Below are 11,716 nucleotides of genomic sequence, written 5' to 3'. Positions count from 1 at the left end.
AGATTTTTGCGCTTAACCTTTCATCGAATCATAACGGTCTGCTTCCGCCGATTGCACATTGCGGTACAGCGCGATCAAAATGGCGATCCCCACGGCAGCTTCCGCCGCGGCTATCGTTATGGTGAACAGGGTAAAAACCTGTCCGGTCAAACCGGGGAACAGACCGAATTTGGAAAAGGCGACAAAGTTGAGATTCGCTGCATTTAACATCAACTCAATGCAAAACAGAACGATAACCGCATTCCGCTTGGTTAACACCCCGTACAGGCCAATGCTGAACAAAATGGCCGATAATGCGAGATATGATGTCAGCTGCATTCGTTTTCCTCCCTCTTAGCCAAGATCACGGCCCCTACCAGCGCCACAAGGAGCAGGATGGATGCCACTTCAAAAGGAATGGCGTATTCCTTGAACACCGCCGCTCCCAACTGGTGGATGCCAAAATCCTTCGGATTGCCCTGGCCACTGAGGAGCGGCGTGCGATAAATCGTCCACATCAACACTCCCAAAAAGCAGGCAACACCGATAAAGCCGATTACCCCCTGCCAGCGGGCGACGGCGCTTTTTTCTTCATACCGGTGCTTGGTCAACATGATGCCAAACAGCATGAGGATCGAAATGGCTCCCGTGTAGATCAGCACCTGGATCACCGCCAAAAAAGGTGCATTGAGCAGGAGATAAATGCCGGCGATGCTGAAAAAGGTAAAGGCCAAAGCCAAGGCCATATGCATCACGCGCTGCATGTTGATCATAAAAACGGCTCCGCCAATCGCCATCACGGATAAAACAAAAAAGGCGATAAATTCGCCAGACAGGTTCATGTTGTTTTACCTCCCGGCTTCTTGATCAGATTGGTGCTGTTTTCGCTGCGGATATTTTGGTTGTTTTCATGGAGCCACCGGATGTCCTTGAATAATTCATCGCGGCTGTACACGGCAAGTTCATAGTTGTTGGTCATGACAATCGCTTCCGTCGGGCAAACTTCCGTACATAAATCGCACAGGATGCAGATTTCAAAATTGATGTCAAAGGTATCGAGGACTTTCCCTTTTTTCTCAGGGTCCGGATTTTTTTTGCCGGTCAGTTGAATGCAATCGGTCGGACAGATGCGGGCACATTGATTGCATACGATGCACTTTTCCGGGTCCAGGTACTGAATGCCCCGAAAGCGGTCCGGCATCTTGAGCGGCTCGTCCGGGTAACGGTAGGTAACTCTCGGTTTGGTCATATTCTTCAGGGTAATTCCCAACCCCTTCACCAATCCCAACACCACTGATCCCTCCTGTCGTATCGATTAATAAAAGTGCCCGATTCCCGGTACTTCTTTCAGCACCGCTGTCAGGAAGATATTGAAAATCGCCAGCGGCAACAGCACTTTCCAAGCAAACTGCATCAGTTGGTCGACGCGAATGCGCGGCATGGTCGCCCTGAGCCAGAAGAGGAAAAAGACGACGAGCAAAAATTTGAGAATAAACCAGATGATCGGCGGGATTATGGTAAGTCCGAACGGGGCATTCCATCCGCCGAGATAAAGAACCGTGGTCAGGCTGGCCATCGCAAACACATACACGTATTCCGCCAGCATGAAAAAGGCGAAGCGGAATCCGGTGTACTCCACGTGATACCCGGCAACCAACTCCGATTCAGCCTCCGGCAAGTCAAACGGAGTCCGATTGAGTTCGGATACGGCAGCAATCAAAAATACGAGAAATCCGATGATTTGCGGAAAAATAAACCAGACGTGCTTCTGGCTGTGAACGATATCGTTCAGGTTGAGGGAACCGGTCGTCATGATGATCCCGACCACCGACATGACCAGCGGGATCTCATAACTGATCATCTGCGCCGCCGAACGCATTCCGCCAAGGAGCGCATATTTGTTATTGGATGCCCATCCACCGACCATAATGCCGATAATCGTGATGCTGGAAACAGCCATGTAGTAAAGCAAACCGACGGCAAAATCAGTGAATTTCCATGTCTCGGTAAAAGGAATGACCGCAAGAACGGCAAAAGCCGGCACAAACGCTATGGCAGGTGCCAGTTTGAAGAGAGCGCGATCAGCCTTTTCCGGTATCACATCCTCTTTGATCAGCAGCTTAAACACATCCGCCACCGTTTGCAGCATTCCCCAGGGTCCCACACGGTTGGGCCCGATGCGGTTCTGCATCCAGCCGATCACCTTGCGTTCAAACAGGATCGCATATGTAACAAAGGCAAGGACGATCACCAAAAGCAGGACCGGGGCCAAAATCGCCAGCAGGCTCATCAGCAGTCCACCTCCCCGAGCACAATGTCGATTCCGCCCAATATCGCCACCAGATTGGAGATATTTTCCCCTTTTAGAAGAACGGGAAGAATCTGCAAATTGTAGAAGGAAGGCCGCCTGAATTTCAACCGCCACGGTTTGTCTTTTCCTTTGCTCACAATGTGGCAGCCCAATTCTCCGCGCGGGGATTCGATTCCGACGTAAATCTCACCTTCGGGGACGCGCAGAACACGCGGTACTTTGCCCATGATGGAACCGCCTTCCGGAAACTGGTTGACTGCCTGCTCGATAATTTTGAGCGACTCCACCACTTCATTCATCCGGCAGAGATATTTATCATACAGGTCTCCCGTTTTCCCTGTCGGCACATCAAACTCAAACCGACTGTAAATGGAATAGGGCTGCTTTTTGCGCAGGTCCCAGTCGATCCCGGTCACGCGGAGGTTCGCTCCGGACAAGCCGTACTGGATGGCCAGTTCCTTGCTGTATACGCCCACACCCTTGGTCCGCGAGATAAAAATTTCATTACCCGTAATCAGAGCGTGATAATCCCGCATCTGTTTTTTCATATATTCCACAAAGGTTCCCACTTTTTCAATCCATCCCGGCGGTGCGTCCCATTTTACACCTCCGACGCGCATGTAATTATACGTGATCCTCGCGCCGCAGAGTTCATTGAACAGATTCAGGATCTCTTCCCGATCCCGGAAGGCATAAAGAAAAGGGCTCATCGCACCGACATCCAGCAAGTAGGTTCCCATCCACACCAAGTGGCTAGCGATCCGGTTCAATTCCATCACGATCACACGCAAATATTCGGCCCGTTCGGGAATTTCCAGCCCCATCAATTGCTCAGTGGCATGAACGATGGCATAGTTATTTGTCATCGCGGACAAGTAGTCCATCCGGTCGGTATAGGGAATGATTTGCGTATAATTCAGGTCTTCTGCCAGTTTTTCCGTCCCCCGGTGCAAGTAGCCGATCACCGGCTCCGCATCGACGATCATCTCCCCGTCGATTTTCACGATCAAGCGCAGGACACCATGTGTACTCGGATGTTGGGGACCGACATTCAACAGCATCTCTTCCGTCCGGAGCAAGGATTATACCTCCTTATCAAGCGGTTCGTAATCTTTTCTGAGCGGATGCCCCACCCAATCATCCGGCATCAGAATTCGCCGCAAATTCGGGTGATTTTCAAAGTGAATCCCAAGCAGATCATACGCTTCCCGCTCATTCCAGTCAGCCGCTTTCCACAAATGGGAAACGCTCGGCACTTTCGCTTCGTCCCGCCCGGTCTTGACCCTTACCGCGATTTGATGACCATACGCAAAGGAATAAAATTGGTAAACCACTTCCATATGCGTCTCATAATCCACTCCCGATAACAGACGCAGATAATCAAACTGGAAGCTCTCTTCCTCCTTCAGCAATTGCGCAAGAGACAGCCAGTGCTCTTTATCCACAACCAGCGTCGGAATATGGCTGCCGGCGCGATTGATATACGCCTCCTTGACCGCCCCTTCTCCCAACCGGTCTTTCAGCAGCCGGAGAAAACGGTCCAATTGCGGCTGTAACGGTGACGGTTCCTCCGGTTTCTTCTCCGCTTTCTTTGCCGCTGGCCTCGGTCTCGCACCTGCTGCCGGCCGCGCTTTGCCTGCCCCGGCTGCTCTCGGTGCGCGCGGAACGGAACTCTTCGGCGGCAAACCCGGCTTAGCCGTCACCGGTGCATCGCTTTCTCCTGGTTCTGCCTTTACCGGGTTGTTTTCCTCTCCCTCTTTTTTCTCTGTTTTTGCATCGGCGGAAGGCTCAGGCTGCAATTCCTTTTCCTCTTTTGGCAACTCCTTTTCGTTTTGCTCTTCATGGCTCATCCGTTGGTCACCTTCTTCCCGTGCTTGGCCTCATAGCGGATTTTTTCCTGCAATTTGTGAATGCCGTAGATCAGTGCTGCCGGGTTGGGCGGACAACCGGGAATATAAACATCGACCGGGACAATTTGATCTACTCCTTTGACTACTGAATAGGACTTCACATAAGGCCCGCCCGCCGTCGCACAGGAACCCATGGCAATCACCCATTTCGGTTCCGGCATCTGATCATACAGCCGTCGCAGCAGCGGCCCCATCTTTTTCGTAACAGTCCCGGCGACGATCATCACATCCGATTGACGGGGAGAGGCACGAAAAATCACACCAAACCGATCCAAATCATAATGCGATCCGCCGGTTCCCATCATTTCAATCGCACAACACGCCAGGCCGAACGTCAGCGGCCACAGCGAACTGCTGCGCGCCCATGCCTTGATCTGCTCCAGGTTGGTGGTAAATACATTCCGCTTCAGCTCTTGTTCTTCAAACGGGGTGAAGTTTTCAAAGTTCACTTCCATTCCAACACCTTCTTTTTCCAGGCGTAGAGTAATCCGATGACCAAAAAGAAGACAAAGATGACCATTTCCAGGAGCATCATCAGCCCCATGTCCGACCTCAATGCGTTGTAGCTGACGGCCCAAGGATATAGGAATACCGCCTCCACGTCAAAAATGACAAAAAGAAGGGCAAACAAATAATAGCGGACATTGAACTGAACCCAACTGTCCCCGGTCGGATCAACCCCGCTCTCATAGGTGACGGATTTATCCGCTGAAGGATCGTGCGGCCGCAGCAATCTTCCCACGGATAACGCCACCACCGGCAAGGCGATGCCGACCACAAAAAAAACGGCAATCATGATGATGCTTGTGTCATTGTGCAAACCGATCCACCCTCCTCCGGGTAAAACTTCGGCAAAAAAAACCAAGGAGCGCCTTGGTCAACATCAATCATATGGAGCCCTCATTTCCAGCCACTTTAGCGAATTAATGGGGAAAATTCTGCAATTTTAATCTCTACTTATAACTGAACTGGAACATTAAGCGAAATCGCCTCATCCCGACAAAAACTCCTAAAAATAGACAGATCCGAAAAAAAGCGATGAGGGTTGCTCCTATTGTTTGATTATACAACACTTTCCCAATTGTGAGAAGGTTGACGGTTTGGACAAAAAATTGATCCTGAAAATTCATTGACTCAAAATGCGGGCAAAGTGTTGTTTGTTCTCCGTCCCCGTTCCGTTTTCGATTGTCGAAGGTTCCTGTTCATGATAACCATAAAAAAGCCGGCCGCATGGACCGACTCTGAGAAAAGGCAACCGCAACGCCTGTACTGCTTTTTCGCACCGTTTTCCTTGATCCGAATCCCCGTTATCGGCCACCCCCCCATGCATGGGGTAATCCCTTCCCAGGAAGGGAAATTTGCCATGAGATCCTGTTGGCTCCACGGTTCATTCCAAGTTTGAGCTGCTGCGCCAAAAGCCGGACTGCTGGTTTGTTTGCGATGGGCATCCCGGCCGATTGCACACTCGGATTTTACTTGAACAACCCAGCAAGCGCTCCACATGCCCCCCTCACTGACAATGCTCAAGCGAGCCTCACGATGGCTGAATTTTTTCGTCCGAAAGATATAAAAAAAACTCGCTTCCTCTCCCGGAGCCGGGATGCGGATGCGAGATAACGGGCTAATCTGTATCGTTTATTCTTCATTCTGGCCTGGCAGTTCCGCCTTTTCCGCCAAAATTGTAACGCGATCCGAGCGAACTTCAATAAAACCGCCACTCACGTGAAATGTTTCAAAAACGCCGTCCTTTTTGACACGAACCGTTTTTCCTTTAATCGGGCTGACCAAGGGAATGTGTCTGGGCAAAATCCCGATTTCCCCCTCAGCAGCTTTCGTTATCACCATTTCCACTTCTTCGGAATACACCTTTTTCTCAGGTGTCACGATATCCAAAACCATTGTGCTCATGGCCACCCTGCTGCTCCGCTCCCATCCGCTTGCCAGTCCATGTCGGCTATCCGGGACAGGATTCGGCTTCCCAGCAGAAATTCACCTCCTTGCTTCCGGGCGATCACGGGAACCAATCGATTCAACCACAGGAAAACTGCCTGGCACTTTGACGCCAATTCCGTCTTATGGCCGCCAGGCAGTCCTGCGATTCCTCCATCAGATCATGCGGGTATAACCCAGCTTTTTCGCTTTTTCCAGAGCTTCGTCGATGCCGCCGACCATGTAGAAGGCATCTTCCGGAAGGTCATCGTGTTTGCCTTCAAGCACTTCTTTGAAGCTGCGTACCGTTTCTTTGACCGGCACATATACCCCTGGCTGACCGGTAAACTGTTCGGCAACGTGGAAGTTTTGCGAGAGGAATTTTTCCACTTTGCGCGCACGGGCCACCAATTGTTTGTCTTCCTCGGACAACTCGTCCATACCGAGGATGGCGATGATATCTTGCAACTCCTGGTAACGTTGCAGTAGCTGCTGTACACCGCGCGCCACGCGATAATGCTCTTCTCCGACTACATCCGGGGAAAGAATGCGGGAAGTCGAAGCGAGCGGATCCACAGCCGGATAAATCCCTTTTTGCGTCAAACGGCGCTCCAGGTTGGTGGTCGCATCCAAGTGAGCAAAGGTGGTTGCCGGCGCCGGGTCGGTATAGTCGTCGGCCGGTACGTAGATCGCTTGGATCGAGGTAACCGAACCGGTTTTCGTCGAAGTGATCCGTTCCTGCAATTGGCCCATTTCCGTGGCCAGGGTCGGTTGGTAACCCACCGCTGAAGGCATGCGTCCCAACAGGGCCGATACCTCGGAACCTGCCTGGGTGAAGCGGAAGATATTGTCAATGAAGAGAAGAACGTCCTGTCCTTCGCTGTCACGGAAATGCTCAGCCATCGTCAGTCCCGAAAGGGCGACGCGCATCCGTGCCCCTGGCGGTTCGTTCATCTGTCCGAACACCATGACCGTTTTCTCGATAACACCCGAATCCTTCATTTCATGGTACAGGTCGTTCCCTTCGCGGGTACGTTCCCCTACACCGGCAAAAACGGACAAACCGCCGTGCTCTTGTGCGATGTTATGAATAAGCTCCTGAATGAGTACGGTTTTCCCTACTCCCGCACCGCCAAAGAGACCGATCTTTCCTCCCTTGGCATAAGGGCAGAGCAGGTCAACGACTTTAATCCCCGTTTCCAGCATTTGCTGTTCGGTCGATTGCTCTTCAAAGCTGGGGGCCGGGCGGTGGATCGGAAGCTTCAGATCACTGTTAACCGGACCGGCTTCATCGATCGGTTCTCCCAATACGTTAAATACCCGTCCCAATCCCGGGCGTCCAACCGGAACGGAGATCGGCGCACCTGTATCCACTGCTTCCATCCCGCGCACCAATCCATCCGTCGAAGCCATGGCCACCGTACGCACCGTGTTATCCCCGAGATGCAGTGCCGTTTCCAATACCAATTCGCTTCCATCCGCGCGTTTTACCTTAATGGCGTTGTAAATCTCCGGCATGTGCCCCTGGTCAAACTGCACGTCCACAACAGGGCCCATTACCTGTAAGACACGTCCAGTGCTCATCACATTCCCTCCTTAAGCTGCAATTGCATCTATTAAAACGGATTAGCCGTAATCCATCAAAAGGAAAATAAGTCCGTTCTGTTTATCATCCCTGTGCCGAAGCGCCGCCGACAATTTCTGCAATCTCTTGGGTAATGGCCGCTTGACGGGCACGGTTGAACTCAAGCGTCAGTTTTTCAATCAATTCGGTTGCGTTATCCGTTGCATTGCTCATCGCATTCATCTTGGCGGCAAATTCGCTCGCTTTGCCCTCCAACAGCGCGCTGTAGATCAGAGCTTCTGCATAACGCGGCAACAGGACATCCAATACCGCTTCCGGCGAAGGTTCATATTCGTAAACGGCCGTCGCTCCGGCAGCGGTTCCTTCCGAATCCCTCAGTTCTTCACCAGTCAGCGGCAACAGGCGTTTTTCCACTGGACGCTGAATGATCGGATTGATAAATTCGTTGTAAAGGATAAACAGCTCATCAAATTTTTCGTCCGCGTAAAACTGCACCGCTTGTTTGGCGATCTCGTGAACATCGGCAAACTTCGGTGAATCAGATAACCCGGTCACTTCACCGATTACCGGGAGCCCGCGTCGCTTGAGAAAGTCTCTGCCTTTGCGGCCGATGACAAAAATGACGTATTCATCCTGGCTCTGGTGGCGCTCATGTAAAGTCGCCTGCAACTTTCTGAGCAAATTGCTGTTATATCCACCGCAAAGACCGCGGTCAGAGGTGATGACCAGATAACCGGTCTTTCTCACCGGGCGGGAAACGAGCATGGGATGGTTATATCCTTTTGTTCCCCTGGCGACATTGACGATCACATCATGCATCTTCTCCGCATAAGGCCGTGACGATTCCGCCTGTTCCTGAGCCTTGCGCAATTTGGATGCCGCCACCATTTTCATCGCCTTGGTAATCTGTCTGGTTTTCTCGAACGAGCGAATCCGCCGTTTAATGTCACGCATCGATTGCCCCATCAGTTCACCGCCTTTCCGTTACCCGGCAATGGCCCGGGCCGGTTCATTCCAACCCGGACGCACCTGCCGTCTCAATGATCGTCATTTGTCCGATTTGATAAAGCCTTTTTTAAAGGTTTCAATCGCCTGGATCAGCTTCTCTTCCGTCTCTTTGGTCATCTCTTTCTTTTCACGGATATCCTTGAGGATTTCTTCGTGGTGACTGTCTAAGTGGGCATGGAATTCACTTTCAAAGCGGCGTACATCTTCAACCGCGATATCGTCGAGGTGGCCCTTGGTAACCAAGTAGAGGGAAATAACCTGTTTCTCCACAGGCATCGGCTGATGCTCATCCTGTTTCAAAATCTCAATGGTCCGCTTACCGCGCTCCAGTTTGGCAGCGGTCACTTTGTCGAGGTCGGAGCCGAATTGGGCAAATGCCGCCAAATCGAAGTACTGGGACAAATCAAGACGCAAGGTACCGGATACTTTTTTCATCGCCTTGATCTGTGCCGAACCCCCGACCCGGGAGACCGAAGTACCGGTACTTACCGCAGGACGAACCCCGGCATAGAACAAATCCGATTCCAGGAAGATCTGACCGTCGGTAATCGAAATGACGTTGGTCGGAATATAGGCGGAGATATCCCCGGCTTGCGTTTCGATAAATGGCAATGCCGTTAACGAACCGCCCCCACGGGCATCGGACAATTTGGCCGCACGTTCCAACAGGCGGGAATGCAGGTAGAATACATCCCCCGGGTAAGCTTCACGGCCCGGCGGACGGCGAAGCAGGAGCGAGAGCTCACGGTAAGCCGTCGCCTGCTTGGACAAGTCGTCATAAACGCACAGAACGTGTCCGCCTTTATACATGAAGTACTCACCCATCGCACAACCCGCATACGGTGCCAGGAACAGAAGCGGTGCAGGATCGGATGCGCTGGCCACGACCACGATCGTGTAATCAAGCGCCCCGAAACGACGCAGCTTTTCAACGACATTGGCTACCGTGGATTGCTTTTGTCCGATGGCTACATAGACACAGACCATGTTTTGGTCTTTTTGGTTGATGATCGTATCGATGGCAATCGTCGTCTTCCCGGTCTGCCGGTCCCCGATGATCAGCTCCCGCTGACCGCGGCCGATCGGCACCATCGAGTCAATCGACTTAATCCCGGTTTGCAACGGCTCATGCACTGATTTCCGGTCAATAACGCCAGGTGCAGGAGATTCAACCGGACGGAATTCGGTCGTTTCAATCGGTCCTTTTCCGTCGAGCGGCTGCCCGAGCGGATTGACGACGCGGCCCAGTAACGCCTCACCTACCGGCACTTCCATCAGACGGCCGGTCCGCTTCACCTGATCTCCTTCACGAATATCGGCAAACGGCCCCAAAATAACGATCCCGGCATGGTTCTCTTCAAGGTTGAGCACCATCCCCATCACGCCGTTGCTGAACTCGACAAGCTCACCTGCCATGGCATTCAACAGGCCATGAACCCGGGCGATCCCGTCCCCCACACTGATGACGGTGCCCACATCGGTTACTTCCACTTCAGCCCGGTAATTTTCGATCTGCTCCTTAATGAGAGAGCTGATCTCTTCCGGCTTAATGCTCATATTCGTTCACCCCAATCTTCCCATCTCTGATCTATCCGACTCTGTTTCCGCTCAATCGTTCTCTGAACCGGTTCAACTTGGTACGCAGGCTGCCGTCGTACAAACGGTCTCCCACTTGCACAATCACTCCGCCCAGGATGTCAGAATCCACCTTTTCGGTAATATCCAGCTTTTTGCCGACGATCGGCTCAAAAGCGGCAACCAGTTTTTTGCGGTCTGTGGCGGTAAGCGGAAACGCAGTCGTGACAACTGCTTCGACTATTCCTTTGTGTTCGTTCACCAGGCGCTTGTATTCAGCGAAGGCGTCCTGCACAATGCTTTCGCGCCGGCGATCGGCCAACAGATCGAGAAAGTTTTTCGTGTATTCGTTCAGATTTGCAAAAATGCGTGCAAACACTTCTTTTTTCTGTTCCGCGGCAGTTGTGGGATGCTGTACCCACGTTTTCAGCTCGGGTACGGAGGCAAATGTTTGGGCAATCTGCTCCAGGTCGGTTCCCACCTGGTCAAGGCAATTTTTCTCCAGGGCCACTTCAAACAACGCTTTGGCATACCGTTTCGCTACAACTGAACTCATTGTAATCTTCCTACCTCTTCAAGATAGGTTGCGACCAGTTTGGCCTGCCCTTTTTTATCCAATTCTTTCTCCAACAGCTTGGATGCCAATTGGATGGAGAGCGTCCCAACCTCTTCGCGCAGGCTGGCCAAGGCCTTTTCCTTCTCACGCTTGATTTCGGCCGTCGCCTCCTGAATCATCCGTTCTGCCCGTTCATGCGCTCCTTTGATGATTTCTTCGGCCTCACGCTCGCTTTGCGCTTTGGCGCGCTCAATGATCTCTTTCGCCTCCTGGCGGGTGCGGCTGAGCTCTGCCTTCTGCTCTTCCAGCAGCTTTTCCGCTTCTTTGCGGCTCTCTTCCGCCGATTTGATCTGGCCTTCAATATGATCCTGGCGCTGTTTCATCGTCTGCAGCATCGGGCGAAGAGCGAAGCGGCCTACAAGAAGCATTAAAATAATAAATGCGGCTAATTGAAACAAAATGGTGCCGATCTCGATATGAATCCCACTTTCATAGTGCATCCCATTCACTCCCTTCCGATCATGCCAAATCTATCTCAAAAGCAAAAACCTTCAAATGCCTGGTTTGAATCGCAACCGGACGGGGAAAAAAAATGATGGATCCCCGTCCGCCAGAGAAAAAGCCGATTAAAGGATGCCGAGCAACTTCATGATCCCGAACGCAACGGCGATAATCGGCAACGCTTCGACCAGCGCGATTCCGATAAAGGTTTGCCCGAACAGCAATCCGCGGAGTTCCGGTTGACGGGCAATCCCTTCCAGATAGCGACCAAATACCAGACCGTTACCAATCCCACCACCGATGGCAGCGCAAGCCATCAAAATTGCACCAGCTATTACACCCAAATCCATTTCAGTTTCCTC

Annotated in this window: 16 protein-coding genes; all 16 read right to left on the bottom strand. The window is 52.0% G+C overall.

The genetic code is table 11. The features are described 5' to 3' along the window. Positions 1-12 precede the first annotated feature (12 nt). Positions 13-318 carry an NADH-quinone oxidoreductase subunit NuoK gene (gene nuoK / locus I8U17_RS10830; RefSeq protein WP_033100391.1) on the bottom strand — a complete coding sequence of 102 codons (306 nt, stop codon included), beginning with the start codon at positions 316-318 and terminating at the stop codon, positions 13-15. Next, positions 309-815 carry an NADH-quinone oxidoreductase subunit J gene (locus tag I8U17_RS10825; RefSeq protein WP_033100547.1) on the bottom strand — a complete coding sequence of 169 codons (507 nt, stop codon included), beginning with the start codon at positions 813-815 and terminating at the stop codon, positions 309-311. The genes nuoK and I8U17_RS10825 overlap by 10 nt, the downstream gene beginning before the upstream one ends. 2 nt (positions 816-817) lie before the next feature. Next, the gene (gene nuoI / locus I8U17_RS10820; protein WP_033100392.1) at positions 818-1,270 is read right to left on the bottom strand and encodes an NADH-quinone oxidoreductase subunit NuoI; all 453 of its coding nucleotides are present in this window, start codon (positions 1,268-1,270) and stop codon (positions 818-820) included. Positions 1,271-1,294: 24 nt separating this feature from the next. Further along, the gene (gene nuoH, locus I8U17_RS10815; protein WP_052154088.1) at positions 1,295-2,269 is read right to left on the bottom strand and encodes an NADH-quinone oxidoreductase subunit NuoH; all 975 of its coding nucleotides are present in this window, start codon (positions 2,267-2,269) and stop codon (positions 1,295-1,297) included. Next, complete coding sequence (locus tag I8U17_RS10810) at positions 2,269-3,369, bottom strand: NADH-quinone oxidoreductase subunit D (RefSeq protein WP_033100393.1); 1,101 nt, start codon at positions 3,367-3,369, stop codon at positions 2,269-2,271. The genes nuoH and I8U17_RS10810 overlap by 1 nt, the downstream gene beginning before the upstream one ends. A 3-nt stretch (positions 3,370-3,372) precedes the next feature. Then, a complete protein-coding gene (locus tag I8U17_RS10805; protein WP_198059384.1) occupies positions 3,373-4,140 on the bottom strand; it encodes an NADH-quinone oxidoreductase subunit C in 768 nt (255 codons plus the stop codon). Then, the gene (locus tag I8U17_RS10800) at positions 4,137-4,655 is read right to left on the bottom strand and encodes a NuoB/complex I 20 kDa subunit family protein (protein ID WP_033100394.1); all 519 of its coding nucleotides are present in this window, start codon (positions 4,653-4,655) and stop codon (positions 4,137-4,139) included. The genes I8U17_RS10805 and I8U17_RS10800 overlap by 4 nt, the downstream gene beginning before the upstream one ends. Beyond that, complete coding sequence (locus I8U17_RS10795; protein ID WP_033100550.1) at positions 4,646-4,996, bottom strand: NADH-quinone oxidoreductase subunit A; 351 nt, start codon at positions 4,994-4,996, stop codon at positions 4,646-4,648. Before I8U17_RS10795 ends, I8U17_RS10800 begins: the two co-directional genes overlap by 10 nt. A 330-nt stretch (positions 4,997-5,326) precedes the next feature. Then, positions 5,327-5,530, bottom strand: coding sequence for a hypothetical protein (locus I8U17_RS10790; RefSeq protein WP_198059383.1), 204 nt, complete (start codon positions 5,528-5,530; stop codon positions 5,327-5,329). Positions 5,531-5,835: 305 nt separating this feature from the next. Then, on the bottom strand, positions 5,836-6,108 hold the full coding sequence (gene atpC / locus I8U17_RS10785) for an ATP synthase F1 subunit epsilon (RefSeq protein WP_081943768.1): 273 nt from the start codon (positions 6,106-6,108) through the stop codon (positions 5,836-5,838). A 198-nt stretch (positions 6,109-6,306) separates the two neighbouring features. Further along, complete coding sequence (atpD, locus tag I8U17_RS10780; protein WP_033100396.1) at positions 6,307-7,713, bottom strand: F0F1 ATP synthase subunit beta; 1,407 nt, start codon at positions 7,711-7,713, stop codon at positions 6,307-6,309. An 85-nt stretch (positions 7,714-7,798) separates the two neighbouring features. Beyond that, positions 7,799-8,680: an ATP synthase F1 subunit gamma gene (atpG, locus tag I8U17_RS10775; protein ID WP_033100397.1), complete on the bottom strand. Its 882-nt coding sequence runs from the start codon at positions 8,678-8,680 to the stop codon at positions 7,799-7,801. An 81-nt stretch (positions 8,681-8,761) separates the two neighbouring features. Continuing rightward, on the bottom strand, positions 8,762-10,279 hold the full coding sequence (gene atpA, locus I8U17_RS10770; protein ID WP_033100398.1) for a F0F1 ATP synthase subunit alpha: 1,518 nt from the start codon (positions 10,277-10,279) through the stop codon (positions 8,762-8,764). Positions 10,280-10,310: 31 nt separating this feature from the next. After that, a complete protein-coding gene (locus I8U17_RS10765) occupies positions 10,311-10,853 on the bottom strand; it encodes a F0F1 ATP synthase subunit delta (RefSeq protein WP_033100399.1) in 543 nt (180 codons plus the stop codon). Further along, entirely contained in the window at positions 10,850-11,353 is a 504-nt protein-coding gene (gene atpF, locus I8U17_RS10760) for a F0F1 ATP synthase subunit B (protein ID WP_033100400.1), read from the bottom strand. The genes I8U17_RS10765 and atpF overlap by 4 nt, the downstream gene beginning before the upstream one ends. 126 nt (positions 11,354-11,479) lie before the next feature. Next, positions 11,480-11,704, bottom strand: a complete 225-nt coding sequence (gene atpE / locus I8U17_RS10755; protein WP_198055550.1) for a F0F1 ATP synthase subunit C — start codon at positions 11,702-11,704, stop codon at positions 11,480-11,482. Positions 11,705-11,716 lie beyond the last annotated feature (12 nt).

The organism is Thermoactinomyces sp. CICC 10521, assembly GCF_016055135.1.
Classification (GTDB): Bacteria; Bacillota; Bacilli; order Thermoactinomycetales; family Thermoactinomycetaceae; genus Thermoactinomyces_A; species Thermoactinomyces_A daqus.
Note: the sequence above shows the minus strand (reverse complement) of the source record. Positions and strands in the feature narration are given on the sequence as shown.

What these genes read in the sequence shown, in the direction of transcription:
- nuoK (WP_033100391.1), bottom strand. Translation starts at nt 318, where the DNA reads ATGCAGCTGACATCATATCTCGCATTATCGGCCATTTTGTTCAGCATT.
- nuoH (WP_052154088.1), bottom strand. Translation starts at nt 2,269, where the DNA reads ATGAGCCTGCTGGCGATTTTGGCCCCGGTCCTGCTTTTGGTGATCGTC.
- I8U17_RS10805 (WP_198059384.1), bottom strand. Translation starts at nt 4,140, where the DNA reads ATGAGCCATGAAGAGCAAAACGAAAAGGAGTTGCCAAAAGAGGAAAAG.
- I8U17_RS10800 (WP_033100394.1), bottom strand. Translation starts at nt 4,655, where the DNA reads ATGGAAGTGAACTTTGAAAACTTCACCCCGTTTGAAGAACAAGAGCTG.
- I8U17_RS10795 (WP_033100550.1), bottom strand. Translation starts at nt 4,996, where the DNA reads ATGATTGCCGTTTTTTTTGTGGTCGGCATCGCCTTGCCGGTGGTGGCG.
- I8U17_RS10790 (WP_198059383.1), bottom strand. Translation starts at nt 5,530, where the DNA reads ATGCATGGGGGGGTGGCCGATAACGGGGATTCGGATCAAGGAAAACGG.
- atpC (WP_081943768.1), bottom strand. Translation starts at nt 6,108, where the DNA reads ATGAGCACAATGGTTTTGGATATCGTGACACCTGAGAAAAAGGTGTAT.
- atpD (WP_033100396.1), bottom strand. Translation starts at nt 7,713, where the DNA reads ATGAGCACTGGACGTGTCTTACAGGTAATGGGCCCTGTTGTGGACGTG.
- atpG (WP_033100397.1), bottom strand. Translation starts at nt 8,680, where the DNA reads ATGGGGCAATCGATGCGTGACATTAAACGGCGGATTCGCTCGTTCGAG.
- atpA (WP_033100398.1), bottom strand. Translation starts at nt 10,279, where the DNA reads ATGAGCATTAAGCCGGAAGAGATCAGCTCTCTCATTAAGGAGCAGATC.
- I8U17_RS10765 (WP_033100399.1), bottom strand. Translation starts at nt 10,853, where the DNA reads ATGAGTTCAGTTGTAGCGAAACGGTATGCCAAAGCGTTGTTTGAAGTG.
- atpF (WP_033100400.1), bottom strand. Translation starts at nt 11,353, where the DNA reads ATGCACTATGAAAGTGGGATTCATATCGAGATCGGCACCATTTTGTTT.
- atpE (WP_198055550.1), bottom strand. Translation starts at nt 11,704, where the DNA reads ATGGATTTGGGTGTAATAGCTGGTGCAATTTTGATGGCTTGCGCTGCC.